The 26424-nt window shown below is 63.1% G+C and carries 26 protein-coding genes; 7 read left to right on the top strand and 19 right to left on the bottom strand.

Features of this window, described 5'->3' with window-relative positions; all coding sequences use genetic code 11:
• Positions 1 to 9: 9 nt before the first annotated feature.
• The 13 genes from OU993_RS09430 to sdhC form a co-directional block, all read right to left on the bottom strand.
• The gene (locus OU993_RS09430; protein ID WP_268156486.1) at positions 10 to 423 is read right to left on the bottom strand and encodes an MAPEG family protein; all 414 of its coding nucleotides are present in this window, start codon (positions 421 to 423) and stop codon (positions 10 to 12) included.
• A gap of 21 nt (positions 424 to 444) precedes the next feature.
• Entirely contained in the window at positions 445 to 1680 is a 1236-nt protein-coding gene (gene odhB, locus OU993_RS09425) for a 2-oxoglutarate dehydrogenase complex dihydrolipoyllysine-residue succinyltransferase (RefSeq protein WP_268156484.1), read from the bottom strand.
• 61 nt (positions 1681 to 1741) lie between these two features.
• Entirely contained in the window at positions 1742 to 4738 is a 2997-nt protein-coding gene (locus OU993_RS09420; RefSeq protein WP_268156482.1) for a 2-oxoglutarate dehydrogenase E1 component, read from the bottom strand.
• 201 nt (positions 4739 to 4939) lie between these two features.
• Positions 4940 to 5842, bottom strand: coding sequence for a succinate--CoA ligase subunit alpha (sucD, locus tag OU993_RS09415; RefSeq protein WP_268156480.1), 903 nt, complete (start codon positions 5840 to 5842; stop codon positions 4940 to 4942).
• Between the two features lie 20 nt (positions 5843 to 5862).
• Complete coding sequence (sucC, locus tag OU993_RS09410) at positions 5863 to 7056, bottom strand: ADP-forming succinate--CoA ligase subunit beta (RefSeq protein WP_268156478.1); 1194 nt, start codon at positions 7054 to 7056, stop codon at positions 5863 to 5865.
• A gap of 34 nt (positions 7057 to 7090) precedes the next feature.
• A complete protein-coding gene (mdh, locus tag OU993_RS09405; protein ID WP_268156476.1) occupies positions 7091 to 8053 on the bottom strand; it encodes a malate dehydrogenase in 963 nt (320 codons plus the stop codon).
• A 175-nt stretch (positions 8054 to 8228) separates the two neighbouring features.
• Entirely contained in the window at positions 8229 to 9395 is a 1167-nt protein-coding gene (gene zapE, locus OU993_RS09400) for a cell division protein ZapE (RefSeq protein ID WP_268156474.1), read from the bottom strand.
• Positions 9396 to 9432: 37 nt separating this feature from the next.
• Positions 9433 to 9969 carry a protease inhibitor Inh/omp19 family protein gene (locus OU993_RS09395; RefSeq protein ID WP_268156472.1) on the bottom strand — a complete coding sequence of 179 codons (537 nt, stop codon included), beginning with the start codon at positions 9967 to 9969 and terminating at the stop codon, positions 9433 to 9435.
• Positions 9970 to 10140: 171 nt separating this feature from the next.
• Positions 10141 to 10920 carry a succinate dehydrogenase iron-sulfur subunit gene (locus tag OU993_RS09390; protein ID WP_268156470.1) on the bottom strand — a complete coding sequence of 260 codons (780 nt, stop codon included), beginning with the start codon at positions 10918 to 10920 and terminating at the stop codon, positions 10141 to 10143.
• The gene (locus tag OU993_RS09385; protein WP_268156468.1) at positions 10913 to 11830 is read right to left on the bottom strand and encodes a glycosyltransferase family 25 protein; all 918 of its coding nucleotides are present in this window, start codon (positions 11828 to 11830) and stop codon (positions 10913 to 10915) included. The genes OU993_RS09390 and OU993_RS09385 overlap by 8 nt, the downstream gene beginning before the upstream one ends.
• An 8-nt stretch (positions 11831 to 11838) precedes the next feature.
• Positions 11839 to 13680, bottom strand: a complete 1842-nt coding sequence (sdhA, locus tag OU993_RS09380; RefSeq protein ID WP_268156466.1) for a succinate dehydrogenase flavoprotein subunit — start codon at positions 13678 to 13680, stop codon at positions 11839 to 11841.
• Between the two features lie 6 nt (positions 13681 to 13686).
• Positions 13687 to 14067 (bottom strand): succinate dehydrogenase, hydrophobic membrane anchor protein, encoded by a 381-nt coding sequence (gene sdhD / locus OU993_RS09375; RefSeq protein ID WP_268156465.1) that lies wholly within the window; start codon positions 14065 to 14067, stop codon positions 13687 to 13689.
• 11 nt (positions 14068 to 14078) lie between these two features.
• Positions 14079 to 14471, bottom strand: a complete 393-nt coding sequence (sdhC, locus tag OU993_RS09370; RefSeq protein WP_268156463.1) for a succinate dehydrogenase, cytochrome b556 subunit — start codon at positions 14469 to 14471, stop codon at positions 14079 to 14081.
• 301 nt (positions 14472 to 14772) lie between these two features.
• Between sdhC and OU993_RS09365 the strand changes: the two genes are divergently transcribed.
• Entirely contained in the window at positions 14773 to 15261 is a 489-nt protein-coding gene (locus tag OU993_RS09365) for a hypothetical protein (protein WP_268156461.1), read from the top strand.
• A gap of 7 nt (positions 15262 to 15268) precedes the next feature.
• On the opposite strand, the gene OU993_RS09360 is transcribed toward OU993_RS09365, so the two are convergent.
• The 5 genes from OU993_RS09360 to tsaD all read right to left on the bottom strand — a co-directional run bounded on the left by OU993_RS09360 (position 15269) and on the right by tsaD (position 18899).
• On the bottom strand, positions 15269 to 15913 hold the full coding sequence (locus tag OU993_RS09360) for a class I SAM-dependent methyltransferase (RefSeq protein WP_268157623.1): 645 nt from the start codon (positions 15911 to 15913) through the stop codon (positions 15269 to 15271).
• 125 nt (positions 15914 to 16038) lie between these two features.
• Positions 16039 to 16482 (bottom strand): EVE domain-containing protein, encoded by a 444-nt coding sequence (locus OU993_RS09355; protein WP_268156459.1) that lies wholly within the window; start codon positions 16480 to 16482, stop codon positions 16039 to 16041.
• A gap of 7 nt (positions 16483 to 16489) precedes the next feature.
• On the bottom strand, positions 16490 to 16786 hold the full coding sequence (locus OU993_RS09350) for a YciI-like protein (protein ID WP_268156457.1): 297 nt from the start codon (positions 16784 to 16786) through the stop codon (positions 16490 to 16492).
• Positions 16787 to 16804: 18 nt separating this feature from the next.
• The gene (locus OU993_RS09345) at positions 16805 to 17794 is read right to left on the bottom strand and encodes an NAD(P)H-dependent glycerol-3-phosphate dehydrogenase (RefSeq protein ID WP_268156455.1); all 990 of its coding nucleotides are present in this window, start codon (positions 17792 to 17794) and stop codon (positions 16805 to 16807) included.
• Positions 17795 to 17804: 10 nt separating this feature from the next.
• The gene (gene tsaD, locus OU993_RS09340; RefSeq protein ID WP_268156453.1) at positions 17805 to 18899 is read right to left on the bottom strand and encodes a tRNA (adenosine(37)-N6)-threonylcarbamoyltransferase complex transferase subunit TsaD; all 1095 of its coding nucleotides are present in this window, start codon (positions 18897 to 18899) and stop codon (positions 17805 to 17807) included.
• Positions 18900 to 18972: 73 nt separating this feature from the next.
• Here tsaD and hemC point away from each other — a divergent pair, with 73 nt between their 5' ends.
• The 6 genes from hemC (at position 18973) to OU993_RS09310 (ending at position 25029) form a co-directional block, all read left to right on the top strand.
• Positions 18973 to 19902 carry a hydroxymethylbilane synthase gene (gene hemC / locus OU993_RS09335; RefSeq protein WP_268156451.1) on the top strand — a complete coding sequence of 310 codons (930 nt, stop codon included), beginning with the start codon at positions 18973 to 18975 and terminating at the stop codon, positions 19900 to 19902.
• Between the two features lie 20 nt (positions 19903 to 19922).
• Positions 19923 to 20645 carry a uroporphyrinogen-III synthase gene (locus tag OU993_RS09330; RefSeq protein ID WP_268156449.1) on the top strand — a complete coding sequence of 241 codons (723 nt, stop codon included), beginning with the start codon at positions 19923 to 19925 and terminating at the stop codon, positions 20643 to 20645.
• A gap of 64 nt (positions 20646 to 20709) precedes the next feature.
• Complete coding sequence (locus tag OU993_RS09325; RefSeq protein ID WP_268156446.1) at positions 20710 to 22113, top strand: hypothetical protein; 1404 nt, start codon at positions 20710 to 20712, stop codon at positions 22111 to 22113.
• A 13-nt stretch (positions 22114 to 22126) separates the two neighbouring features.
• The gene (locus OU993_RS09320) at positions 22127 to 23770 is read left to right on the top strand and encodes a heme biosynthesis protein HemY (protein ID WP_268156445.1); all 1644 of its coding nucleotides are present in this window, start codon (positions 22127 to 22129) and stop codon (positions 23768 to 23770) included.
• A 7-nt stretch (positions 23771 to 23777) separates the two neighbouring features.
• Positions 23778 to 24254: a tellurite resistance TerB family protein gene (locus OU993_RS09315; RefSeq protein WP_268156443.1), complete on the top strand. Its 477-nt coding sequence runs from the start codon at positions 23778 to 23780 to the stop codon at positions 24252 to 24254.
• Positions 24255 to 24264: 10 nt separating this feature from the next.
• On the top strand, positions 24265 to 25029 hold the full coding sequence (locus OU993_RS09310; RefSeq protein WP_268156441.1) for a glutamine amidotransferase: 765 nt from the start codon (positions 24265 to 24267) through the stop codon (positions 25027 to 25029).
• 25 nt (positions 25030 to 25054) lie between these two features.
• Here the strand turns inward: OU993_RS09310 and OU993_RS09305 are convergent, their stop codons facing one another.
• Positions 25055 to 26296, bottom strand: coding sequence for an MFS transporter (locus OU993_RS09305; protein ID WP_268156439.1), 1242 nt, complete (start codon positions 26294 to 26296; stop codon positions 25055 to 25057).
• Positions 26297 to 26424 lie beyond the last annotated feature (128 nt).

Here is a 26424-nt window from a genome sequence, read left to right as displayed (position 1 = left end):
GGCGTTCTGCTAGACCATCAGGCCGATAATCATGAGGCCGAGGCCAAGAAGCGACCCCAACCAGACCAGCGAGCGGATATAGGGAATGCCGGCGAGGTAAAGGGGAATATAGGCGATCCGGCAGAGGAACCAGATCCATCCGCCGATCAGGCCCCAGCCGCTCGCATCACTGTAGAAGGCGAGCGCGAGGATCAGACCGACAAAGGCGGGATAGGTTTCGCGAAAATTCGAAGAGGCGCGTTCGGCGCGGCCGGCAAGCGGCGATTTGGGTTTCAGGCCTTCATCGCGCGGCCCGGCATTCCATTGGGAGCCGAGTTCACGCGTGGCCAAAAAGCCCTGCAGCATGACGTGGAGGACGAGAAGCACCACGGAAAGAACCAGCAACGCGAGATAGGGCGTGGCGAGTGCTGTAACCTGGTCCATCTCGTCCTCCTGTATTGGTTATTAGAGATCGAGAACCAGACGTTCCGGATCTTCCAGGCTTTCCTTGACGCGCACCAGGAAGGTGACGGCTTCCTTGCCGTCGACGATGCGGTGATCGTAGGAGAGCGCGAGATACATCATCGGACGTATGACGATCTGGCCGCCGACGACGACCGGGCGATCCTGGATCTTGTGCATGCCGAGGATGCCGGACTGCGGCGCGTTGAGGATCGGCGAGGACATCAGCGAACCGTAGACGCCACCATTGGTGATGGTGAAGGTGCCGCCCTGCATGTCGGCCATGCCGAGCGAACCGTCGCGGGCTGCCTTGGCAAGACGGCCGAGTTCCTTCTCGACGCCAGCGATCGACAGCTGGTCGGCATCACGGATGACCGGAACAACGAGACCCTTGTCGGTGCCGACAGCCATGCCGACGTGACAATAATTCTTGTAGATGATGTCGGTGCCGTCGATTTCGGCGTTGACGGCCGGCAGTTCCTTCAGCGCATGCGTGACGGCCTTGGTGAAGAAGCCCATGAAGCCGAGCTTCACGCCGTGCTTCTTCTCGAACACGTCCTTGTACTTGTTGCGCAGGTCCATGACCGCCTTCATGTCCACCTCGTTGTAGGTGGTCAGCATGGCAGCCGTGTTCTGGGCGTCCTTCAGGCGCTTGGCGATCGTCTGGCGCAGGCGCGTCATCTTCACGCGCTCTTCACGTACGGCATCTTCCGTCGTGGACGGTGCACGCGGCGCTGCCGGAGCAGCCGGTGCGGCAGCAGCAACCGGACCCTTGGCGATGGCGGCGAGAACGTCACCCTTCAGCACCTGGCCACGCTTGCCGGAACCATCGACGTCGGCCGTCGAGATATTGTTGTCGGCGGCGAGCTTGGCAGCAGCCGGAGCGGCCGGCATGGCCGAAGCTGCAGCGGGTGCCGGTGCGGCGGCCGGAGCCGGAGCGGCAGGGGCAGCAGCCGGAGCAGGCGTTGCGGCCGGAGCGGATGCGCCTGCGGAGCCTGCAGCGCCTTCGGCGATCTGGCCGAGCAGCGCGCCGAGACCAACGGTTTCGCCGGCCTGGGCAACGATTTCCGTCAGCACGCCGGAGGCCGGTGCCGGCACTTCGACGGTCACCTTGTCGGTTTCCAGCTCAACGATCGGCTCGTCGGCGTTCACCGTGTCGCCGACCTTCTTGAACCAGGTGCCGACGGTTGCCTCGCTGACGGATTCGCCGAGAGTAGGGACGCGAATTTCGGTTGCCATGTTCTGTTTCCGTGTTTGATCCGATGTCGTGTTTCGCAAGTGAAGGCGCTAGCGGCTGAAATCAGCCGCCGAGCGCGTCTTCGAGGAAGGCTTCGAGCTGTGCCAGATGCTTCGACATCAGGCCGGTTGCCGGAGAAGCGGCAGCCGGGCGGCCCGTGTAACGGACGCGCTGATACTTGGCATCGATATGAGCCAGCACCCATTCCAGGTACGGGTCGATGAAGGCCCAGGCGCCCATGTTCTTCGGCTCTTCCTGGCACCAGACCATTTCCGCATGGCGGAAACGGGACAGCTCGTTGATGAGCGCCTTGGCCGGGAACGGGTAGAGCTGTTCGATGCGCAGCAGATAGATGTCGTCGATGCCGCGCTTTTCGCGCTCTTCCAGCAGATCGTAATAGACCTTGCCGGTGCACATCACGACGCGACGGATCTTGGCATCCTTCTGCAGCTTGATCGGGCCGTCCTTGATGACTTCCGCATCATCCCACAGCAGGCGGTGGAACGAGCTTTCGCCTGCCATTTCCGCCAGAGTCGAGGTGGCGCGCTTGTGACGCAGCAGTGACTTCGGCGTCATCAGGATCAGCGGCTTGCGGAAATCGCGCTTCATCTGGCGACGCAGGATGTGGAAGTAGTTGGCCGGCGTCGTGCAGTTGGCGACCTGCATGTTGTCTTCGGCGCACATCTGCAGCCAACGCTCCAGACGAGCCGACGAATGTTCCGGACCCTGGCCTTCATAACCATGCGGCAGAAGGCAGACGAGACCGGACATGCGCAGCCACTTGCGTTCACCCGACGAGATGAACTGGTCGAACACCACCTGTGCGCCGTTGGCGAAGTCACCGAACTGGGCTTCCCAGAGCGTCAGCGCATTCGGACGAGCAAGCGAATAACCGTATTCGAAGCCGAGAACCGCCTCTTCCGAGAGCATCGAGTTGATGACTTCGTAGCGGGCCTGGTTCGGCGCGAGGTTGGCGAGCGGGATGTAGCGCTCTTCGGACTCCTGATCGTAGAGAACCGAATGACGCTGCGAGAAGGTGCCGCGTTCGCAATCCTGGCCGGACAGGCGAACCTTGTGGCCTTCCGTGACCAGCGAACCGAAGGCCAGTGCCTCGGCCATGGCCCAGTCGATGCCCTCGCCCGTCTCAATCATCTGAGCGCGGTTTTCCATGAAGCGCTTGATCGTGCGGTGCGCGTTGAAGCCGTCCGGAACGGTCGCCAGCTTGCGGCCGATGTCCTTCAGGCTCTTCATCGGCACGGCAGTCTTGCCGCGGCGCTGTTCGTCCGCATTGTCGGCGGAGCGCAGGCCGGACCACTGACCGTCCAGCCAGTCTGCCTTGTTCGGCTTGTAGCTCTGGCCAGCTTCGAATTCCTGCTCCAGATGCGCGCGCCAATCGGCCTTCATCTTCTGGAACTCGCCGTCGGAGATCAGGCCTTCGGCAATCAGGCGCTCGGCATAAAGCTCGGTCACCGTCTTGTGGGCGCGGATGACCTTGTACATCTTCGGCTGCGTGAACGCCGGCTCGTCGCCTTCGTTATGGCCGAAGCGGCGGTAGCAGAACATGTCCACAACCACCGGCTTGTGGAACTTCATGCGGTATTCGGTAGCGATCTTCGCGGCATAGGTGACCGCTTCCGGATCATCGCCGTTGACGTGGAAGATCGGCGCCTCGATCATCTTGGCGACGTCGGACGGATAGGGCGACGAACGCGAGAAGGCCGGGTTCGTGGTGAAACCGATCTGGTTGTTGATGATGAAGTGCATGGTACCGGCGACGCGGTGACCGCGCAGACCGGACAGGCCGAGGATTTCGGCAACCACGCCCTGGCCGGCGAACGCGGCATCGCCGTGCAGCAGCAGCGGCAGCACCTTGGCGCGTTCCTTCAAGGGAACGATGTCGCCTTCCCAGCTCTTCGTCAGCATGTCCTGCTTGGCGCGGGCCTTGCCCATGACGACCGGGTTGACGATTTCCAGGTGCGACGGGTTGGCCGTCAGCGACAGGTGCACCTTGTTGCCGTCGAATTCGCGGTCGGAGGAGGCACCGAGGTGGTACTTCACGTCGCCCGAACCTTCGACTTCATCGGGCTTGAAGGAACCGCCCTTGAACTCGTGGAAGATCGCGCGGTGCGGCTTGCCCATGACCTGGGACAGAACGTTCAGGCGGCCACGATGGGCCATGCCGAGAACGATTTCTTCCATGCCTTCCTGGCCGCCGCGCTTGATGATCTGCTCCAGCGCCGGGATCAGCGCTTCGCCGCCATCAAGGCCGAAACGCTTGGTGCCCTTGTACTTGACGTCGATGAACTGCTCGAAACCTTCCGCCTCGACCAGTTTCTGCAGGATCGCCTTCTTGCCGTTCGGCGTGAATTCGACGCCCTTGCCGGGGCCTTCGATGCGCTCCTGGATCCAGGCCTTTTCTTCCGGATTGGAGATGTGCATGAACTCGACGCCGAGCGTCGAGCAATAGGTGCGCTGCAGGATGTCGAGCATCTCGCGGATCGTCGCGTATTCGAGACCCAGCACGTTGTCGATGAAGATCTTGCGGTCATAATCGGCTTCGGTGAAGCCGTAAGCGGTCGGCGACAGTTCGTTATAGTCGTCAACCGGCGCGGCAAGGCCCAGCGGATCGAGCTTGGCATGCAGGTGGCCCCGCATACGGTAAGCGCGGATCATCATGATGGCGCGCACGCTGTCGCGGGTCGCCTGCAGCACGGCCGCCGGATCAACAGCCTTGCCGGATGCGGAGGCTGCGGCTTCCGCCTTGGCCTGCACCTTCTTTTCGATCGCCTTTTCAACGACCGGCCAGTTGCCGTCGAGTGCCGAGACCAGCTCGCCATTGGCCGGGATCGGCCAGTTCTTGCGCTGCCAGGAGGCGCCGCTTGCCGCCTTCTTCACATCGTCCGGATTGTCGCCCAGCGCCTTGAAGAAGGACTGCCATTCGGGACCGACAGACGTCGGATCTTCCTCGTAGCGCGCATAAAGCTGCTCGATATAGGCAGCATTGGCGCCGTCGAGGAAGGAGGTGATGAGGAACTGCTCGTTGGCTTCTTGCCGTGCCATGGTGCTTACGCGGACGTGGCGCCCGCCTCCTGACGTAATCTTTGGGGCCGGATCTTGGAAAGCGCCGACCATCGCTTGTCATGCTTGAACCACGGCCAGAATACGACGTGTCTCTGGTGCGGCTAAGGCAGGCGAACCATCGAATGATTCGCCTGCCAAAAGTTTAATTAGCGCTTATGAATTAGCGCCTCTTATGTGGCATCAGCCCTTCAGGACTTCAACCAGCGTCTTGCCGAGACGTGCCGGGGACGGCGAAACCTTGATACCGGCCGCTTCCATGGCCGCGATCTTCGATTCCGCATCACCCTTGCCGCCGGAAACAACAGCGCCGGCATGGCCCATGGTGCGCCCCTTCGGAGCGGTACGGCCTGCGATGAAGCCGGCCATCGGCTTCTTGCGGCCCTTCTTGGCTTCGTCGATGAGGAACTGCGCCGCATCTTCTTCCGCCGAACCGCCGATTTCGCCGATCATGATAATCGACTGGGTGGCTTCGTCGGCCAGGAACATTTCCAAGACGTCGATGAACTCGGTGCCCTTGACCGGGTCGCCGCCGATACCGACAGCCGTCGTCTGGCCAAGACCTTCGTTCGAGGTCTGGAACACGGCTTCATAGGTCAGGGTTCCCGAGCGGGACACGATACCGACCGAACCCTTGCGGAAGATGGAGCCCGGCATGATGCCGATCTTGCATTCTTCCGGCGTCAGGATGCCCGGGCAGTTGGGGCCGAGCAGGCGCGACTTCGACTTGTCGAGCTTCGCCTTGACGCGCACCATGTCCATGACCGGGATACCCTCGGTGATGCAGGTGATGAACGGGATCTCGGCGTCGATCGCTTCGATGATCGCATCCGCAGCACCTGCCGGCGGAACGTAGATCACGGATGCATCCGCACCGGTCTTTTCCTTGGCTTCGGCAACGGTTGCGAAGATCGGCAGGGTCTCGCCCTTGGAGCCGGTCCAGTTTTCGCCGCCCTTCTTCGGGTGGATGCCGCCGACCATCTGCGTGCCGTAATAGGCGAGCGCCTGTTCGGTGTGGAAGGTGCCGGTCTTGCCGGTCAGGCCCTGCACGAGGACCTTGGTATTCTTGTTTACGAGAATGGACATTGTCGTTCCGGTCCTTCCGATTAGCCGTTGATCGCCGCGACGATCTTCTTGGCCGCATCGTCCAAGTCGTCAGCTGCCGTGATGGCGAGGCCCGATTCGTTCAGGATCTTCTTGCCGAGTTCGACATTCGTGCCTTCGAGGCGCACGACGAGCGGAACCTTGAGGCCGACTTCCTTCACGGCGGCAATCACGCCTTCCGCGATGACGTCGCACTTCATGATGCCGCCGAAGATGTTGACGAGGATGCCCTCGACCTTCGGGTCAGCCGTGATGATCTTGAAGGCAGCCGCCACCTTCTCCTTGCCGGCGCCACCGCCGACGTCGCAGAAGTTTGCCGGCTCCTTGCCGTACAGCTTGATGATGTCCATGGTCGCCATGGCAAGGCCGGCGCCGTTCACCATGCAGCCGATGTTGCCGTCGAGCGCCACGTAAGCGAGGTCCCACTTGGAGGCTTCGATTTCCTTGGCGTCTTCTTCGGTCTCGTCGCGCAGCGCCTTGACGTCGTCGTGGCGGAACAGGGCGTTGCCGTCGAAAGACATCTTGGCGTCGAGGACGCGCAGGTGGCCGTTGGTCATGACGATCAGCGGGTTCACCTCGAGAAGAGCCATGTCCTTCTCGTTGAAGGCCTTGTAGAGCGCCGGGAACAGCGACTTGGCGTCTTCGGCGGCAGCGCCGTCGAGCGCGAGTGCAGCCGAGATCTTGGCAACATCATCGGCCGTGACGCCGGCTTTCGGGTCAATCGCGATGGTGTGGATCTTTTCCGGCGTGTCGTGGGCAACGGCTTCGATATCCATGCCGCCTTCCGTCGAAACGACGAAGGCAACACGACCGACCGAACGGTCGACCAGCAGCGAGCAGTAGAGTTCGCGGGCAATGTCGGCGCCGTCTTCGATGTAGAGGCGGTTGACCTGCTTGCCGGCTTCGCCGGTCTGGGCCGTCACCAGCGTGTTGCCCAGCATGTCCTTGGCGTGAGCGACGACTTCGTCGATCGACTTGGCGAGGCGAACGCCGCCCTTGGCGTCCGGGCCGAGTTCCTTGAACTTGCCCTTGCCGCGGCCGCCAGCATGGATCTGGCTCTTGACCACGTAGAGCGGGCCGGGAAGCTGCTTGGCGGCAGCTTCTGCCTCGTCGGCAGAGAGGATCGCCACACCTTCGGCGACCGGTGCGCCGTAGCCCTTCAGGAGAGCTTTGGCCTGGTATTCATGAATGTTCATCGTCTGATCCTTGGATCTTTGGCCTTGGAGGCGATTACTTCAGGGACGGCGCGATCGTGGCGCAGGCTTCGCACAGGCCGGCAACGGAGCCGACCGACTTCTCGAAGCCTTCCTTTTCGTCCTTGTTCAGGTCGATCTCGATGACGCGCTCGACACCGCCGGCACCGATGACGGTCGGAACGCCGACATACATGTCCTTGACGCCGTACTGGCCGGAGAGGTGGGCAGCGCAAGGCAGAACGCGCTTCTTGTCCTTCAGGAAGGATTCAGCCATCTCGATGGCGGAAGCGGCCGGAGCGTAGTAGGCCGAACCGGTCTTCAAGAGGCCGACGATTTCGGCGCCGCCGTCACGGGTGCGCTGGATGATCTGGTCGAGACGCTCCTGCGTGCACCAGCCCATCTTGACGAGGTCGGTCAGCGGAATGCCGGCAACGGTGGAGTAGCGTGCGAGCGGCACCATGGTATCGCCATGGCCACCGAGAACGAAGGCCGTGACGTCTTCAACCGATACGTTGAATTCTTCGGCGAGGAAGAGACGGAAGCGGGCCGAGTCGAGAACGCCGGCCATGCCGACGACCATGTTCTTCGGCAGGCCGGAGAACTTCTGCAGCGCCCAGACCATGGCATCAAGCGGGTTGGTGATGCAGATCACGAAGGCGTTCGGGGCATATTTCTTGATGCCGGCGCCGACCTGTTCCATGACCTTGAGGTTGATGCCGAGAAGGTCGTCGCGGCTCATGCCCGGCTTGCGCGGCACGCCGGCGGTGACGATGCAGACATCAGCGCCTTCGATGGCAGCGTAGTCGCTGGCGCCGGAGAGCTTGGCATTGAAGCCTTCAACCGGACCGGACTGGGCGATGTCGAGACCCTTGCCCTGCGGAATGCCGTCGGCAATGTCGAACAGGACGATATCGCCCAGCTCCTTCAGGCTGGCCAGGTGAGCCAGCGTGCCGCCGATCATGCCGGAACCAATAAGTGCAATCTTCTTGCGAGCCATCGAAATGCTTCCTCTCCATTGGAATGCACGGCCGGCACGGGACCTGTCGACCGATGTGGCACCTCGATTAGCTTCATTGCCAGAAAAAGGCAATCGATTATTTGGGACGCAGTAATTTCAAACGGTTAGATCATAAAATTCTTACGTAAACGTAAGAATTTGTGTCAGAAAATTGTTAACTTCCGCTGCGTTTTTCATGATGCAGCGCAAGATAGTCGGGGCTGCGCATTTCAAACAGGCGGGAAATCGTCCGATCGAACTCGAAGCCCTCGGTACCACGCCTTTCTGTCAGCAGTGCGTCAGGCGCCGTCGCCGCCGACACGAAAAGCCGCACGGTCTTGTCGTAAAGTGCATCGACGAGGTTGATGAACCGTTTCGTCTGGTTGCGCTTATCTGGCCCGAGCTGCGGCACGCCCTCAACGAAGACCACGTCGAACCTTGCGGCGATCTCCAGGTAGTCGGAGGCGCCGAGCGGGTTTTCGCAGAGATCCGCAAAACTGAAGCGCGCCGCCCGACCTGCCGCACATGGAACCTTGATGACCCGGCCCTTGCGGGGAATTTCTGTCGGCTGAGCCTTGGCGCCGCCGGTCACCTGATGCCAGGCGTTCTCCATGGCGATCTCGCTCTGCCCGCCGAGCGGCGTCACGTAAACGGGCAGGCTTGCCGTCTTCTCCATCCGGTAATCGGTGGGGGAATCGAGCGAGGTAATGTCCACATACTGCTTGAGCAGTTCGATGAACGGCAGGAAGAGCCCGCGGTTCAGCCCGTCGCGGTAAAGATCGTTCGGCGCGACGTTGGAGGTGGTGACGAGCACGCAGCCGAGCGAAAAAAGCTCGGTGAACAGTCGGCCGAGGATCATCGCATCGGCGATATCGGTGACGGAAAACTCGTCGAAGCAGAGCAGTTCCGCTTGCGCGAAGAGATCCGCCGCGACCGGCGGAACGGGATCGGCCTGCTTCGTTTCGCCGGCCTTCAGCTTCTGCCGATGCGCATGGATGCGCGCATGCACATCCGCCATGAATTCGTGAAAATGGCAACGACGCTTCTTCGCCACGGTTGCTTTGGCAAAGAACATGTCCATCAGCATGGTCTTGCCGCGCCCGACCGATCCGTAGACATAGAGACCACGGATCGTCTCGGAGGATCGCTTGCTGTTCTTGGCGAACAGCCAGCCGAGCGCGCTGGTCTTTTTGGCCGGCCCGCGGCTGCGCAGTTGCGAGAGAACATGATCGAGCTTGGCAGCCACCGCCATCTGCGCCTGGTCGAGCTGCAGCGTACCGGCAGCCGTCAGCGACGTCAGTTCGTCGCTGACACTGTTGTTGTAATCGGGGAGTTTCGCCATGGGGCGGTCCTATGCGCCGGACGCGGGACGGGCGCCCTTAGCGTGACAGGCTGATCGGCTGGCCGGAATTGGTGGTTCCGTCGAAGCGGGTATCGGCGCTCTTGTAGACGCGGCCGATGATGTCGCCATTGCGGTTCTTAAAGAGCACGGTCTTGCCGTTGACTTCCCAGGAGCCCATGGCCGTCAGGTCGCCGGCGCAGCCGCGCGTACCGCCACGCGAACCGCTGCCGAGATTGGTCAGCGTCAGGAACATGTCGCAGGTGGTGCCGCCGTTCGACACACGCCAGTTGCCGACCATCGATTCCTTCGTCACATCAAGTGCCGTCGGCGGAGCATCCGAGGAACCGGGCGGCAGGGATGCGACGGCAGTGTTTCCGGTCGTCGGAGCGGCGGGGAACTGCGACGGATCGGCAGCGCCCGGAGGCGGCAGCGCCCCGGACTGCACGCTCGGCACCGGCTGGGCCTGCAGCGGTGCAGGAGACGGCAGATCGGAATAGGGATTGTACGAGGTACGCTGGCAACCGGCCAAGGAAATCGCGACCACTACGCCGGCCACCACATATCTGAATTGCATCACCAAGCTCCCACTATGCGCGCTGCCCGCACGACGCTGACGTGTGTTCCAGAATTACCGTCAAAGGTCGTGCCAAATCAAGCCACTGAAACGGAACCCGCTCCATTTCAAGGCCGTTCTCACGCAGATGGAACACATCTGCGCGAGGTCAAGGCCATTTCAGGTCACACGTCAGACGCGACGCTCGACCATCATCTTCTTGATTTCGGCAATTGCCTTGGCCGGGTTCAGACCCTTCGGACAGGTTTGCGCACAGTTCATGATGGTGTGGCAGCGATAGAGGCGGAAGGGATCTTCCAGATTGTCCAGACGCTCGCCCTTGGCCTCGTCGCGGCTATCGATCAGCCAACGATAGGCCTGCAGCAGAACAGCCGGGCCGAGATAACGGTCGCCGTTCCACCAATAGCTCGGACAGGAGGTCGAGCAGCAGGCGCACAGAATGCACTCGTAGAGGCCGTCGAGCTTCTGGCGGTCGTCGTGGCTCTGTTTCCATTCCTTGGCCGGCGTCGGGGAAACAGTCTTCAGCCAGGGTTCGATCGAGCGATGCTGGGCGTAGAAATTGGTCAGATCCGGCACGAGATCCTTTACCACCGGCATGTGCGGCAGCGGATAGATCTTCACCGTGCCCTTCACGTCGTCCATGCCCTTGGTGCAGGCGAGCGTGTTGGCGCCGTCGATGTTCATCGCGCAGGAACCGCAGATGCCTTCGCGGCAGGAACGGCGCAGCGTCAGCGTCGGGTCGATGTTGTTCTTGATGTAGAGGAGACCATCCAGCACCATCGGACCGCAATCGTCGATATCGACGTAATAGGTATCGATGCGCGGGTTCTGGCCGTCATCCGGATTCCAGCGATAGATGCGGAATTCGCGAAGGTTCTTCGCCCCGGCCGGCTTCGGCCAGGTCTTGCCTTCGGTCATCTGGGAATTTTTCGGGAGAGCAAGTTCAACCATTGCTGGACCTTTGATCCTCGGCGGTCACCGCCGTTCTGTTTCCTAGGTTATAATCATCCGGCACCCACGGCGCCATGGTTGGATTCAACAGTCTGTGAGGTCGGCCTTCGCAGGCGGACCAGAGGAGCGCGACACGCTCGACGCCGCGACGAACGGCGGTCGAAAGGCCGCGCAGGAACGGCTTGCGCGCCGCCTGTTTTGCCGACCGCCCGGTGGCGATCACGCTCGCCGCCCCGGACTGCATGACCACGAAGGGCGCGACATCCGCGACCTTCAGGCCGTGCCACGACGGCGCCCAGAGGAAATCATCCGCCGGGATCAGCACCGTTCCGATCCGCTCCAGCAGGCGTTGTGCCGCCTTGCGCGTGATCAGATAGGCCGCAGCCCCCGAGACCGGGCGCAGCGAACGCACCAGACGACGATCACCGACGGCACCCAGCGGCAAAACCTTTCGGCCGCCTGCTCGGTAGATGCCTTCCAGCTTGACGACATCCGCATCGAAACCCTTGCCGAGAAGATCGGTCACCACCGTTGCGAAGCCGGCGAGCGGCACGGCATCGTCCTCGAGAATGATCGCATGCTCGAAATCCGATGCCAGGAACTGCCGCCAGGCCATCACGTGACCGGCAAGGCAAGCCTCCTCCGTCAACATGAACAACCGGTTACGGTGTGCGTTCCATCCGAGTGCCTGCGGCGGCATTTGAAGCGCCGTGCCGCGAACGGCCAGCACCTCTTGCGCATCCTTGCGGGCATCGACGGCCTTCACACGGGTGACCGGCCAGGGCAGGTTACCGAAACCGCGCTCGATCTCGGCCCACCGGTCCGGCGAACGGTCGAGATTGATGGCAAACAGGCCAAGCGGCCTCCCCCCGGGAGCGATCGTCTTCGCATCGATATGGGAGGCCGCCATGTTCATCGTCAGTACACGCGTGCCTTCGGTTCGATCTTCACCGGATCAATGCCGTCAGCGATCAGATCGGTGTGGACCGGGCGGTAGTCGAGCGTCACGTCGCCGTTGTCGCCGACCCAGGCCAGCGTATGCTTGCGCCAGTTTTCGTCGTCGCGGCCGCCCATCGGACCATCCTTGTAGTCCTCGCGGGCGTGTGCACCACGGCTCTCCTTACGGGCCTCGGCGCTGTAGACCGTGGTGATGGCGTTGGCCATCAGGTTCTGCAGTTCGAGGGTTTCCACGAGATCCGAGTTCCAGATCATCGACCGGTCGGTGACCTTGATGTCCTTCATCTCGCTCCAGATCGACGACAGGCGCTGGCAACCGCTTTCCAGCGATTCCTGCGTGCGGAACACGGCCGCATCTTCCTGCATGGCGCGCTGCATCTTGTCGCGCAGCACGGCCGTCGGCGTGCCGCCGGAGGCATGACGCAGTCCGTCGAAGCGGTCCATGATCTTGTCGCAGGCAGCGGTGTTAAGCGCCGGCACCGGCGACACGCGGTCGATGACCTGGCCGGCGCGGATGGCGGCGGCACGACCGAAGACCACGAGGTCGATCAGCGAGTTGGAGCCGAGGCGGTTGGCGCCGTGCACCGAAGCGCAGCCGGCTTCACCAACGGCCATCAGGCCCGGCAGAAGCCGTTCCGGATTGGCGCTGTCGGCATTCAGCACTTCGCCCCAGTAGTTGGTCGGAATGCCGCCCATGTTGTAGTGAACGGTCGGCAGAACCGGGATCGGTTCGCGGGTCACATCGACGCCGGCAAAGATCTTCGCGCTTTCCGAAATGCCCGGCAGGCGTTCGTGCAGAACGGCGGGATCCAGGTGATCGAGGTGCAGGAAGATGTGGTCCTTGTTCTTGCCGACGCCACGGCCTTCACGGATTTCCAGCGTCATGCAGCGCGAGACAACGTCACGCGAGGCAAGGTCCTTCGCCGACGGGGCGTAACGTTCCATGAAACGTTCGCCTTCGGAATTGACGAGATAACCGCCTTCGCCGCGTGCGCCTTCGGTGATGAGGCAGCCCGAACCGTAGATGCCGGTCGGGTGGAACTGGACGAATTCCATGTCCTGCAGCGGAAGGCCGGCACGGGCCACCATGCCGCCACCGTCGCCGGTGCAGGTATGGGCGGACGTTGCGGAGAAATAGGCGCGGCCATAACCACCCGTCGCCAGCACCACCATCTTGGCGGCGAAACGATGGATGGTGCCGTCGTCGAGGTTCCAGGCGACGACGCCCGTGCAGCGGCCATCATCCGACATGATGAGGTCGATGGCGAAGTATTCGATGAAGAATTCGGCGTTGTTCTTCAGCGACTGGCCGTAAAGCGTGTGCAGGATGGCGTGACCGGTACGGTCCGCTGCCGCGCAGGTGCGCTGCACCGGCGGGCCGGCGCCGAAATTCTGCATGTGGCCGCCGAACGGCCGCTGGTAGATCTTGCCCTCTTCGTTACGGGAGAAAGGCACGCCGTAATGTTCCAGCTCATAGACCGCCTTCGGCGCTTCCATGACCATGTACTGCATGGCGTCCACGTCGCCCAGCCAGTCGGAGCCCTTCACGGTATCGTAAAGGTGCCACTGCCAGCTGTCCGGCGTCATGTTCTGCAGCGAGGCCGCAATGCCGCCCTGGGCTGCGACCGTGTGGGAACGGGTGGGGAAGACCTTGGTGATGCAGGCCGTCTTGAAGCCCTGCTCGGCCATGCCGAGGGTCGCGCGAAGACCGGCGCCGCCGGCGCCTACGACGATGACGTCATAGGAGTGGTCGACATAGGTATAGGCCTTGCCGGTCTGCGCAATGGGGGTGATCGATGCCATGGAGGGTTATCCTGCGAATGCGATCTTCAAGGCGGCGAAGAGACAGAGCCCGCCGACCAGAAGCGAAAAGAAGGAATTGAGCATGAGAAGCGTCAGCTTCATCACTTCGGAATGGATGTAATCCTGGATGATCTCTTCCATGCCGAGCTTCATGTGCACGATGCTGGCGATGATCGTCAGCGCGTTGATGGTCGCGACGAACGGGTTGGAGAGTGCCGAGATCACGTCGGCATAGGGTTTTCCGGCATACATGACCAGAAAGACCACATAGAACAGAAGAAGGGGAACCAGGGCGATCGACGTCGTCCGGACCTTCCAGAAATGCTCGGTGCCGCTCTTGGCCGAACCAAGACCACGAACCTTGCCGAGGGGTGTGCGCATGTCCATCGCTTGTCTCCTTACCGAACGATCAGCACCACCGCCCACACAAGGACGGTGAGCGCGATGGAAGCAACCAGGCTGGCCTTGGCGAGCATGGTCGAGAATTCCTTCTCGAAACCATAACCGAGGTCCCACATGATGTGCCTCAGACCACCAACCAGGTGATGCAGCAGCGCCCAGGTGTAACCGAACAGGATGATCTGTCCTACGATGGAACCGAACAACCAGTTCACCGTGTTGAAGGCTTCCTCACCGGAAGCTGCGGCAATGAGCCAGGCAGCGACAAGCACGGTGCCGAAATACAGCGCACCGCCGGTAATGCGGTGGACGATCGACATGGCCATGGTGGGGACGAAACGATAAATTTGAAGGTGCGGCGACAGAGGCCGATTTTTTGTCATATTCGCCATCATATCCTCGCGGCGTTCGGTGCGCATTCACGCGGGAGCGCGTCCGGCAATGCACGATGCCGTCAAGATGTGCATTGCATCATCGGGTGATTTACCCATCGGATTGGCAGATCACAAGCCGATTTCAGAAGGATTTTAAATTTAATCGATTGTGGTCTGTTCTGCCCGATCAACCAGACACCTAACACGCCCCGCCTTAACCATCTTCCGATAAAATCTATCAGTTTTTCACCAGTTTAGGAGCAAACGGGAAGATTGTGTGTTAACGCTTGGTTAACCACTGCGAACCCGGAGGCCCGCCATGATGGCGAAAGCTTTGAAATCCGGCATGTTAGCCGCCTTCCTTCTTGCACTGGCCGCGGATATGTCAGCGGCCGGCGACCGCAACGTCTTCTCCGGCCGCGACAGCGGATGGCATGGGCGCTCACATGACGGGCGCAGCCGGGACCACCACTGGCGCGGCAATGCCCGCGACAGATTGGCGCAAGACCGCCACGAGAGGCGCGACAGATCCTTCAGGAGCGCCCAGCAGGTGATCGGCACCGACGGCCTGCCCTCCGTCATCCCCGGCGTCGGCACGTTTTCGGGTGGCATCTCGGCCGTGCGCATCAAAGGAAACGGCATCTTTTTTGCCGGCGAAGGCGGGCTTCTCAGCGTACCGGATATCGACCGCCTGAACCCGAGCGCCAAGATCATCTCCGTTGACGAGGACGTGGCGAGCAACGCCTTCCTGCCACACGAGGCCTGCGAATACGAAGCCGGCGTCTGCGTGATCCGCGGCAGCCGCTGACGGTTCTTCAGACAAAACGCCAGACGGTGGTCTTCTTCACCTCGCTGTCTTCCAGCGCCCGGGTGACCGGCACCTGATAGGTGGCCAGCGCTTCAAGCCGCTCCTTCGGCAGATAGGCACGCCCCGGATCGCCGACAATCACCGTCCTGCCCTCCCCGGCAAGGCGCGTGAACCAGGGCAGAAGCGCATCGGCAAAGGCGCGGTCGTAAAAGACATCGCCAGCCAGGACCACATCCGCATCGACCCGCTGCCCGACAAGGTTTTCGCCGCAGAAGGTGAGCGCCACGCCGTTTTCCTGCGCATTCAGCGTGACGGCGCTCTGCGTCCACGGATCGATATCGGCGGCCGTCACCGAAGAAGCGCCTGCCATCATAGCGGCAATTGCCACAAGACCGGAGCCGGAAGCGAAATCCAGCACCGACCGCCCTCGGACGGTCTCCGGATGATCCAGCACATACCGCGACAGCCCCTGCCCGCCCGCCCAGGCAAAGGCCCAGAAGGGAGGCGGAAGGCCGATCGCCTCCAGATCCTCCTCCGTCTTCAGCCAGAGATCATGCGCCTCGTCGGCCAGATGCAGCCGGATTTCCGGCACATGCGGCGGTGCCATCAGGCTGGTATTGGCAAGGATGAAGGCCCGCGGCTCCGTCTTCAGAGGTGCCCCCTTCTAGAGCATGATGCCGAAAAGTGTATGCGGTTTTCGGTCGACATCATGCTCTCCTTCTTTGATTCTAGAGTGGATTCAGATTTTAGGTCGAATCGACCTAAAATCATCCGGCTCTAGTCCGGCGACCGCGGCGGGTTGTCGAGCCCGCCCATACGGCAGACCTCGGCATATTCCTCTTCCGTCACCGGCTGGACCGAAAGCCGCATCGAGGTGACGAGCGACATCTTTTCGAGCTTCGGGTTTGCCTTCACGTCCTTCAGCGAGACCGGTTTCGGCATGTCGCAGACGGCGCGGATATCGACGCAATCCCAGCGCAGGTCACCCTCGGCGGTCGAATCGGGATGCGAGAGCGCACAGACCTCAACGATGCCGACGATCTCCAGACCCTCGTTCGAATGGTAGAAGAAGCCCTTGTCGCCGATCTTCATGGCCCGCATGTTGTTGCGCGCCAGATAGTTGCGCACGCCGGTCCATTCCTCGCCGGCCTCGCCCTTGGCCTTCTGCATCTCCCAGGACCACTTGAAGGGTTCCGACTTGTAGAGCCAGTAGGATGCCATTGTCGCCTCACGCACCCGGCTTGTTGAAGACCCAGTTGAAGGGTTTTACCTCGACGGAGGCGAAAAGGCCGGCCTTCGTGTAAGGATCGGCATCGGCGATCGCCTGTGCCGCTTCGATCGATTCGGCTTCAACGATGACAAGGCTGCCATTCGGCTTGCCTTCGCCGTCCAGGAACGGGCCGGCCATCTTGAGGATGCCCTTTTCGTTGAGCGCATTCAGGTGATCCACATGGGCCGGGCGCGTGTCCATGCGGACATTCAGGTGGCCGGGCTTGTCGGCGCAGACGAAAGCAAAAAGTGCCATGGTCGGATGTCTCCTGTTTTATTCCGTGGTGATGGGCCGGGTCATCAGCTGTTCCATCGCAGTGGTAACGGCAAGCCGACCCTCGATGATGGCGGCAACCGCTTCCGTCACCGGCAGCTCGACCTGGTGACGCTCCGCAAGGCTTGCCGCGATCGAGGCCGTAAACGCCCCCTCGATAAGCTGACCGCCCGACATGTCCGAAGGTTCGCCCTGGCCAAGCCCGATGCCGAAACGCAGGTTGCGTGATTGATGGCTGGTGGCGGTCAGGACGAGGTCGCCGAGGCCGGAGAGCCCGCGTACCGTATCGGCCCGCCCGCCCATGGCGGCCACAAGCCGCGACATTTCCGCGAGCCCGCGCGAAATCAGCGCGGCGCGGGCGGAATCGCCGAGCCCCGCGCCTTCGACAATGCCACCGGCAATCGCCAGCACGTTTTTGAGCGCACCGCCGAGCTGCACGCCGATCCGGTCGGTCGAGGGATAAAGCCGGAAGGTGCGACCCGAGATGGCGTGCGCCAGCCGCTCCGCGACCGGCTGATCGGCGGCCGCAATCACCATCGCCGTCGGCAGGCCACGGGCAATATCGGCGGCAAAACCGGGACCGGAGAGCACCGCCACCGGATGATGCGGCAGTTCCTGTTCCAACACATCCGTCAGCAGCCGGCCGGAGGAGCGTTCGATGCCCTTGGCGCAGCTGACGACGATCGCCTCTGCTTTGAGATACGGGCCGTAATGACGCGCCGCATCGGCATGCGCCTGCGAAGGCATGGCAAACAGCACGATGCTCGCCTCTTCCAGCGCATCCGGTTCGGTCGAGAAATCCAGCACATCCGGCAGCGGCACGCCGGGAAGGGCGACATCATGGGTCCGGTCGTTGCGCAGATCCGCCATCAGCGAGGGATCGCGCCCGAGAAGCGTGACGGCAGCCTTGCCTTCCAGCGCAATCACGGTGGCGAGTGCCGTGCCGAAGGCGCCGGCACCGATGACGACGATCTTTTCCCGTTCGCTCATAGGAGATGCCTCATGCCTTTGCTCCACGTTTGCCCGATCCGATCAGGGCCGCGGCATCCGCATCGAGCGGCCAGCGCGACCGGGGCGCGACCGAAATCGGATCATCGGCAAGGCCCGCAGCCATCCGCTCGAGCCCTGCCCAGGCGATCATCGCGGCATTGTCCGTGCACAGGCGGATCGGCGGCGCGATGAAACGGAAACCGTGCTGCTGGCACAGCGCCTGCAGCGTGTCGCGGATGACCTGATTGGCGGCAACCCCGCCGGCCACGACCAGCGCCGGCTGGCTCTCCTGCGGGAAACGTTCACGGAATCGTGCAAGCCCACGGCCGATGCGGTCCTTCAACGTGCGCGAGATGGCGCGCTGGAAGGAGGCGCAGATATCGGCGATATCCTGTTCCGTCAGCGGCTGGATGGCGGTTGCCGCCTGGCGCACCGCCGTCTTCAGGCCGGAGAAGGAAAAATCGAGCCGCGCTTCGCCGACAAGCGGCCGCGGCAGGTCGAAACGCTCCGGATTGCCGGTGAGCGCCGCCTTTTCCACGGCGGGACCGCCGGGATAAGGAAGACCGAGCAGCTTCGCCGTCTTGTCGAAGGCCTCGCCCAGCGCATCGTCGATCGTCGTGCCCCAGCGCTCGTAGTCGCCGACGCCCTTGACCAGCACGAGCTGCGTGTGGCCGCCGGAAACGAGCAGCATCAGATAAGGAAAAGAAAGTCCGTCTGTCAGCCGCGCCGTCAGCGCATGGCCTTCCAGATGGTTGACCGCGTAAAGCGGCTTTTTCGCCGCCATGGCGATCGCCTTGCCGGTCATCAGGCCGACGAGCAGGCCGCCGATCAGGCCGGGACCGGCCGTGGCCGCCACCGCATCGATATCCTCCAGGGTTATGCCCGCCCGCGCCAGCGCCTCCTCGATCAGGCCATCCAGCGCATCGACATGCGCACGCGCGGCAATTTCCGGAACCACGCCGCCAAAGGCGCTGTGTTCATCAAGCTGCGACAAAACGACGTCGGAAACGATCTCGCCACGCCCGTCCGGATGCCGCACGACAATCGCCGCAGCGGTTTCGTCGCAGCTGGTTTCGATGCCGAGGATACGTGAGGAAGAGGTCATGAAACGTTCGGGTGAATTGCGGTGTCCGCCAAAGCCGGTTACGAAGCAGACGCGTAACAATGGATGACGGCAGATGCAAACAAAACCTTTCCGGATCGGCACGCGCGGCAGCCCGCTGGCATTGGCGCAGGCCTCTGAAACCCGCGCCCGGCTGATGGCGGCACACGGGCTTCCGGAAGAGATGTTCGAGATCGTCGTGCTCTCCACCAAGGGCGACCGCATCACCGACCGTCCGCTGGCAGAAGTTGGCGGCAAGGGCCTGTTCACCCAGGAACTGGAAGACCAGCTTTCGTCCGGCGAGCTGGATTTTGCCGTGCATTCCTCGAAGGACATGCCGACCGTGCTGCCGGACGGCCTGGAACTCTCCGCCTTCCTGCCGCGCGAGGATTTTCGCGATGCCTTTATCGGCCGCACGGCACCGACTCTTGCGGCGCTACCGGATGGCGCCACGATCGGCTCGTCGTCGCTGCGCCGCCAGGCCCTCATTCGCCGCCGCCGACCGGACATTTCCGTCATCACCTTCCGCGGCCTGGTGGAAACCCGCCTGCGCAAGCTGGAGGAAGGCCAGGTGGATGCCACGCTGCTGGCGCTTGCCGGCCTCAACCGGCTGACGATGAGCGATGTGGTGACGGAAGTCATGGACCCGGCCGATTTTCCGCCGGCGCCGGCGCAAGGGGCAATCTGCATCGAAAGCCGGATCGGCGACGACCGTGTGCTCGACCTGCTCGAGGCGATCAATGACCGCCCCACCTCAGATGCGGTCAGCTGCGAGCGCGCCTTTCTCGCCGCCCTCGACGGATCCTGTCGCACGCCGATTGCCGGTTATGCCCGCTGTGACGGCGATCACCTGCATTTTTCCGGCCTGATCCTGACGCCGGACGGCCAGCAGGAACACGCGGTCGAGATTTCCGGGCTTCGCCGCGACGCCCTGGCACTGGGACGGAAGGCCGGCGAGACCGTGCGTTCTGCCGCCGGTCCGGATTTCTTCGCTGACTGGACTTGAGCAGACATACGGAGGCCTGCATGCGGGTGATCGTCACACGGCCTCCGACCAGTGCCGCCCGCACCGCGGAAAAGCTGACCCACCTCGGCCATGAGCCGGTTCTTCTGCCAGTGAGCGTCCCGGTTCACGATCCCGACGCCGCAGCCGATGCGCTGGCGCTTGCGCATGCAGCGCTTGCCATCACGAGCGCGGAAGCGGTCCGTGTCTTGACGGACCTCGATCTTTCAGCGCATCGGGATACCCCTGTTTTTACCGTGGGCGAAACAACGGCAGAGGCTGCACGGCAGGCCGGTTTCCGGCATGTCGAGGCAGGCCCCGGGGATGGCGAGCATCTGGCGCGCCTGCTGGCCGAACGCGGTGCCGAGGACATTCTCTACCTGGCAGGCTCCCCCCGCGCACCGGGCTTCGAGGCCGGTCTTCGCACCGCCGGTCTGCATTTCCGCACGGCCGACGTCTACGCCATGCGCGCGGTCGACTGGACCGAAGAACAGCGGGCGAGCCTTCACCCGTTTCCGGATGCCGTTCTCCTTTATTCGCGCGAAACCGCGCGCCGCTTTTTCCAGCGGGCCCTGCCCCTGCTGCCGGAAGGCTCAGGCCGCCTCTTCCATGTTCTGTGCCTCAGCCCGCAGATCGCAGCCGATGTTCCGCAAAAAGACACGATCGCCCTGCATGTCGCGGATCATCCGAAGGAAGACGAGCTTCTCCTTCTTCTTTCGTCGTGCGCGGGAACCAAAATCGGCTGAGGCTCTTTCCATCTGTCCCCCGGCTGACTAGGTTCCAGGTGAGACAGTCCAGAATGAGGTTGCCATGGTTTCCGATAAGCCGCCCCGCCGTTCCCGTTCGGGAAAGACACCGGTCACGATCGATCTGGCAGCCGAGGCTGTCGGACCGGACAATGCCGCAAAGGACGATGCGAGCCCGGTGGCCGAACCGGCGCGCAGCAACGATACCGATGCGCCGGAGCCAGCGGTCGCCGCAAACGAGAGTTCCGCGCCGGAAGCCGTGGAGGGCAATGCAGCGCCCTCGACCGAGCAGCCCGCCGCACCCGAGGCCGAAACACCCGATTTTGCAGCACAGACAGCCGTGGAACAGGCCTCCGGCGAGCCGGCGCCGGCCGAGAAGGCTGCCGAGGCTCCGGCGGAAAGCCCGACGGACACCCGGACGGACGACGAGCCCGCCCTGGCATCCGCGCCCCCAACCCCGGACATGCCCCGCACGGATTCAACAGACACTCCGAGACCCGTTCCGGACGAGGCTCCGGCGCCTCCGCCGCCCGTCGCAAGCCAGGACAAGGGCGCCCGCACCTCGGCGATGGTGGCTTCCGGCATTCTCGGCGGTCTTGTCGCCCTGTTTCTCGCCGGCAGCATGCAATATGCCGGTTATCTTCCGGGCCTCAGCCAACAGCCGTCCGCCGCCACACGCGCCGAACTGGATGAACTTCGCCAGCAGATGGATTCCCTGCGCGTCAGCGCGGCAACCTCGCCCGCAGGTGGAGAAGAGCTTCAGCAGCGCATCCAGGCGCTCGAAAGTGCCGCCGGCCAGAACGGTCAGGGGGAACTCGAGCAGCGGCTCGCCACGCTGCAGAAGGATCTCGACGCGCTGAAATCGGCGACCGAAGCCGAAAGCGCCAACGATGCGGAACTTGGCCAGCGGTTGAACACGTTGGAGACCCGCGTGAACCAGCCGGGCCGCGAACAGGCGGTCGCCCGGGCGCTTGCCGCGGCTGCACTGAAGGCTGCGACCGAACGCGGCGGCTCGTTTGCCGCCGAACTGCAGACCTTTGCCCAGGTGGCCGAGGATGATCCGGCTGTCGCCGAACTGCGCGCCTATGCCGAACAGGGCGTGCCGACCCGGGCGGAGCTGACGCGCCGCCTGCAGCCGGCGACCAGCGCGATCCTCGATGCCGTCCACCAGCCGGTCGAAGGCGAAAGCATTACCGACCGCCTGTTCTCCAGCGCCATGCGCATGGTCAAGGTCCGCCCCGTGGGCGAGGTGGAAGGCGAGACACCGGAAGCGATCGTTGCCCGCATGGAGGAGCGCGTGAAGAGCGGAGACCTCAAGGCCGCCGTGGCCGAGTGGAACAGCCTTCCCGATGCCGGAAAGCAGGCCTCCGCAGACTTCAAGAAGGCGCTCGACGCCCGTATTGCCGTGGAAGATCTGATGAATGCGACGTTGACCCGCGCCATGGCCAGCGCCGGCACGAACGGTTGAGGAGACCAGACAGATGATCCGCCTATTCCTCTTCGCCGTCGTCACGCTTGCCCTTGGCTGGGGTTTCTCCTGGCTCGCCGACCGGCCAGGCCTGATCACCGTCACCTGGCAGAACATGGAGATCGAGACGAGCATCATGGTGGCGGCCACCGCCATCGTCGCGCTCGTCTTTGCCGTGATGTTCGTGTGGTGGCTGATCCAGACGATCTGGACCTCGCCGCATTCCGTGCGCCGCTTCTTCCGCGCCCGCAAGCGGGATCGCGGTTATCAGGCGCTCTCGACCGGCCTGATCGCCGCCGGTGCCGGCAATGCGCTTCTGGCGCGCAAGATGAGTGCGCGTGCCCGCGGCCTGCTGCGGGCCGACCAGGAGCCGCTGATCCAGCTTCTGGAAGCCCAGACCGCACTGATCGAGGGCCGCAACGAGGAGGCCCGCGAACTCTTTGAAAAGATGGCCGAGGACCCGGAAACGCGCGAACTCGGCCTGCGCGGCCTTTATATGGAGGCACGCCGCCTGGGCGCCAACGAGGCGGCCCGCCAGTATGCCGAGACCGCCGTCGAACATGCGCCCTACCTGCCCTGGGCCGCGGAAGCGACGCTCGAATATCGCTGTCAGGCCGGTCGCTGGGAGGATGCCGTCAGGCTGCTCGACCAGCAGAAGATCGCCAATGTCATCGAACGCAAGCAGGCCGACCGCTGGAAGGCCGTGCTGCTCACCGCACGCGCCACCGAACGGCTGGAATCCGATCCGAAGGGGGCTCGCGACGATGCCAAGGCTGCCTTGAAGCTCGCCAAGGATCTCGTGCCCGCTGGCATCATCGCGGCAAAGGCCTATCTGCGCGAAGACAATTTGCGCAAGGCGGCCTCCACACTCGAAAGCCTCTGGAAGATCGAACCCCATCCGCAAGTCGCCGAAGCCTATGTGCGGGCGAGAAGCGGCGACAGCGCCGCCGATCGCCTGAAGCGCGCCGAGAAGCTGGAAGCGCTGAAACCCAACAACCCGGAATCGCTGCTGGCCGTCGCCCAGGCCGCGCTCGACACGCAGGATTTCACCCGCGCCCGCGCCAAGGCGGAGGCAGCACTGCGCATGGATGCGCGCGAAAGCACCTATCTGCTGCTCGCCGATATCGAGGAGCGCGAGACGGGTGATCAGGGCCGCATCCGCCACTGGCTGAACCAGGCGCTGCGCGCGCCGCGTGATCCGGCCTGGGTCGCCGATGGTTTCGTCTCGGAACGCTGGCTGCCGCTTTCGCCGGTCACCGGCCGGCTGGATGCCTTTGAATGGAAACGCCCCTTCGGCCAGCTGGAAGGACCGGTCGAGGAAGGGTCCCTCGCCGCCGAAACCGCAATCGCCAGCCTGCCCCCGCTTCGGGAACAGCAACCGGTCGAGCCGCCGGCCGAACCGCGGCTGGAACCGAGCGAAACACCGAAGGTTGTGGACGTGGAGCCGCCGAAGGCACCGTCGCTCAGCATCGTCCGGGACAAGGACGCCGCTACTGCGGAGCCGGCTGCCAAACCGAAGCCGGAGATGGCAACGGTGTCCGCCGAAAAGCCGAAGGATCCGGCCGATGACCCGTTCAACGGCCGCCCGCCGGACGATCCCGGCGTAAAAGACCACGAGGCCGCCTCCGCGCCGACCACGCGACTCAAGCTCTTCTAGGGTGACAATGTTCGATCGTATTCTCGACGTCTTCCACCAGTTGACCGGCGACCGCCCCTCCGGCGACTTTGCTCCGGATGATCCGCGCGTCGCCTTCGTCGCCCTGTGTTTCCAGGTGATGGAAGCGGATGGGAGGATCTCGAAGGACGAGCAGGCCCGCCTGGAGGAACTCCTGCGGGAACGTTACCAGCTCGACAAGGCGCATCTGCGCACATTGATGGAAACGGGCCGGGCGATGGGCTCGGAAGCGGTTGACTACTATCGTTTTACCTCCGATCTTAAACGACATCTTGGTCCGGACGAGTGCGTCGTGCTGGTGGGAGCCCTCTGGGATCTCGTTTATGCCGACGGCGAGCGCAGCGAGATGGAAGATCACGTGATCTGGAGGATAGCGGATCTTCTGGGCGTCTCGGCGCGAGACCGGGTGCTGGAACGACAGAAGATTGCCGCACGAACCGCGGGAGGAGATACGGGAGGAGAGTGAGGACGACGCAATGCTGATGACACCTCTCCGAAGGTCCGAAAGGGCGCCCATCCTGATCGTGCTCCACCAGGAGCGATCATCTCCCGGACGCGTCGGCCAGATGCTGGTCGAAAAAGGTTTTCCCCTCGATATCCGCCGCCCGGCGCTGGGCGATCCCCTCCCCGAGACGCTGGCGGCCCATTCCGGCGCCGTCATCTTCGGCGGGCCGATGAGCGCCAATGATCCAGATCCCTTCGTCAAGACGGAGATCGACTGGGTCTCCGTCCCGCTCAAGGAAAACAAACCCTATCTCGGCATCTGTCTCGGCGCGCAGATGATGGTCAAGAACCTGGGCGGCAAGGTGGGACCGGACCGGCAGGGCCTGACGGAGATCGGCTGGTATCCGCTGCGCGCCACCGAACACGGCCGCCGCCTGATGCACTGGCCGCGCATGGTCTATCATTTCCACCGCGAAGGGTTCGACGTACCGCGCGGCGTGCAGCTCTTGGCAGAAGGTGACGCCTATCCGCACCAGGCGATCCGTTATGGCGACAATGCCTGGGGCGTGCAGTTCCACGCCGAGCTGACGCGGGCGATGATGCACAGCTGGGTGGTGCGCGGCGCCTCGCGTTTTGTCCTGCCGAATGCGCAACAGGGCCGCGAACACCTGGAAGGCCGGATGATCTTCGACCAGCCGCTGAAGGCCTGGTTATGGTCCTTCCTCGACATGGTCTTCGACCGCGAGGCGCTGGACGACCAGCCGACGCTTCCGAAACTGGAAAAGACGCCGGCCTGACAAGGCGACATCCAGATCCTGGCCGTTACCGGTCCGAGGGCGCGTCGAGGCTGTCGATCTTGCGCAGCTTCGGGAAACCCATGGCCCAGATCACGGCAACCGCCAGCGTGCCGAAACCACCGATGACGACGGCCGGCACGGCGCCGATGAGATGCGCCATGGTGCCGGCACGGAATTCGCCAAGCTCGTTCGACGCCCCGACGAAGACCATGTTGACCGCGTTGACGCGTCCGCGCACTTCATCCGGGGTCCACAGCATGATCAGGCTTTCCCGCACATAAACGGAAATCATGTCGGAGGCGCCCATCAGCATCAGCGCACCGATCGACAGCCAGACCGTCTGCGACAGGCCGAAAACGACAGTTCCGATGCCAAACAGCGCGACGCCGACGAACATGAACGTGCCGGCATGATGTTTGATCGGATAGGCGGCAAGCAGGACCGCGACGACAATCGCACCGATGCCGGGGGCCGCACGCAAAAGACCGAGGCCCCAGGGGCCGAGCTCCAGGATATCGCGGGCAAAGACCGGCATCAGCGCCACAGCACCGCCGAGCAGCACGGCGAAGAGATCGAGCGAAATGGCGCCGAGCACCACCTTCTCGCCCCAGATGAAGCGGAAGCCGGCGAGGATGGTGGAGAGATTGACCGCCTTGGAGGCACTTCGCTGCTGGTTCGGCTTCGGGATGCTGATGATCAGCACGGCGGCCGCCAGCATGAAGGCAAGTGCGACGGAATAGGCGGCTGTGGCGCTTGCCCCGTAGAGCAGCCCGCCGGCGACAGGACCCAGGATGGAGGCGGTCTGCCAGGAGGAGGAATTCCACGCCACCGCATTCGGCAGGGCATGTTCCGGAACGAGGTTCGGCGCCAGCGACTGCACGGCAGGCCCCATGAAGGCGCGTTCGATGCCGAAGACGATCAGGATGGCAAAGACCGGCCAGGGTGAAAAGGTGCCGGTCACCGTCAGGCCCAGCAGGGCCCCGGTGCAGAGACAGCCGAGAAGCAGGCAGCCCGCCACGATGGCGCGGCGATTGTAACGATCGGCAACCGTTCCCGTGACCAGGATCAAAAGCAGCGACGGCAGGAACTGGAAGAGCCCGATCAGACCGAGATAGAGCGCATTGCCGGTTACGTCGTACATCTGCCAGCCGACGGCAACGCTGACGATCTGGATGGCGAAGGCGGCGAGGAAACGACAGAAGAAGAAACGGGTGTAGGAACTGTGCCGGAAGGCGGCAAAGCGATCATCGGAAACAGGAACGGACATGGGAAACGCTTTCCACCGGACGCTGCCGGAACGGGACGCCCGTTAAACATGATGTGCCAGACGAATGCCTCGGCACTTGCCGCCTAAGTCGCCAATGTCTACATGTCTGTCAACTCAGAAATGGAGAC

The sequence above is a fragment of the Rhizobium sp. SL86 genome, assembly GCF_026672545.1.
Classification (GTDB): Bacteria; Pseudomonadota; Alphaproteobacteria; order Rhizobiales; family Rhizobiaceae; genus Neorhizobium.
Note: the sequence above shows the minus strand (reverse complement) of the source record. Positions and strands in the feature narration are given on the sequence as shown.

Coding starts and splice junctions, on each gene's coding strand:
- OU993_RS09315 (WP_268156443.1), top strand. CDS start 23,778: ATGTTCGATCGTATTCTCGACGTCTTCCACCAGTTGACCGGCGACCGC.
- OU993_RS09430 (WP_268156486.1), bottom strand. CDS start 423: ATGGACCAGGTTACAGCACTCGCCACGCCCTATCTCGCGTTGCTGGTT.
- OU993_RS09390 (WP_268156470.1), bottom strand. CDS start 10,920: ATGGTTGAACTTGCTCTCCCGAAAAATTCCCAGATGACCGAAGGCAAG.
- hemC (WP_268156451.1), top strand. CDS start 18,973: ATGCAAACAAAACCTTTCCGGATCGGCACGCGCGGCAGCCCGCTGGCA.
- sucC (WP_268156478.1), bottom strand. CDS start 7,056: ATGAACATTCATGAATACCAGGCCAAAGCTCTCCTGAAGGGCTACGGC.
- tsaD (WP_268156453.1), bottom strand. CDS start 18,899: ATGACCTCTTCCTCACGTATCCTCGGCATCGAAACCAGCTGCGACGAA.
- mdh (WP_268156476.1), bottom strand. CDS start 8,053: ATGGCTCGCAAGAAGATTGCACTTATTGGTTCCGGCATGATCGGCGGC.
- OU993_RS09325 (WP_268156446.1), top strand. CDS start 20,710: ATGGTTTCCGATAAGCCGCCCCGCCGTTCCCGTTCGGGAAAGACACCG.
- OU993_RS09350 (WP_268156457.1), bottom strand. CDS start 16,786: ATGGCACTTTTTGCTTTCGTCTGCGCCGACAAGCCCGGCCACCTGAAT.
- OU993_RS09385 (WP_268156468.1), bottom strand. CDS start 11,830: ATGGCGGCCTCCCATATCGATGCGAAGACGATCGCTCCCGGGGGGAGG.
- OU993_RS09420 (WP_268156482.1), bottom strand. CDS start 4,738: ATGGCACGGCAAGAAGCCAACGAGCAGTTCCTCATCACCTCCTTCCTC.
- sdhC (WP_268156463.1), bottom strand. CDS start 14,471: ATGGCGAATATGACAAAAAATCGGCCTCTGTCGCCGCACCTTCAAATT.
- odhB (WP_268156484.1), bottom strand. CDS start 1,680: ATGGCAACCGAAATTCGCGTCCCTACTCTCGGCGAATCCGTCAGCGAG.
- zapE (WP_268156474.1), bottom strand. CDS start 9,395: ATGGCGAAACTCCCCGATTACAACAACAGTGTCAGCGACGAACTGACG.
- sdhD (WP_268156465.1), bottom strand. CDS start 14,067: ATGGACATGCGCACACCCCTCGGCAAGGTTCGTGGTCTTGGTTCGGCC.
- OU993_RS09305 (WP_268156439.1), bottom strand. CDS start 26,296: ATGTCCGTTCCTGTTTCCGATGATCGCTTTGCCGCCTTCCGGCACAGT.
- sucD (WP_268156480.1), bottom strand. CDS start 5,842: ATGTCCATTCTCGTAAACAAGAATACCAAGGTCCTCGTGCAGGGCCTG.
- OU993_RS09395 (WP_268156472.1), bottom strand. CDS start 9,969: ATGCAATTCAGATATGTGGTGGCCGGCGTAGTGGTCGCGATTTCCTTG.
- OU993_RS09355 (WP_268156459.1), bottom strand. CDS start 16,482: ATGGCATCCTACTGGCTCTACAAGTCGGAACCCTTCAAGTGGTCCTGG.
- OU993_RS09310 (WP_268156441.1), top strand. CDS start 24,265: ATGCTGATGACACCTCTCCGAAGGTCCGAAAGGGCGCCCATCCTGATC.
- OU993_RS09365 (WP_268156461.1), top strand. CDS start 14,773: ATGATGGCGAAAGCTTTGAAATCCGGCATGTTAGCCGCCTTCCTTCTT.
- OU993_RS09330 (WP_268156449.1), top strand. CDS start 19,923: ATGCGGGTGATCGTCACACGGCCTCCGACCAGTGCCGCCCGCACCGCG.
- OU993_RS09345 (WP_268156455.1), bottom strand. CDS start 17,794: ATGAGCGAACGGGAAAAGATCGTCGTCATCGGTGCCGGCGCCTTCGGC.
- OU993_RS09320 (WP_268156445.1), top strand. CDS start 22,127: ATGATCCGCCTATTCCTCTTCGCCGTCGTCACGCTTGCCCTTGGCTGG.
- sdhA (WP_268156466.1), bottom strand. CDS start 13,680: ATGGCATCGATCACCCCCATTGCGCAGACCGGCAAGGCCTATACCTAT.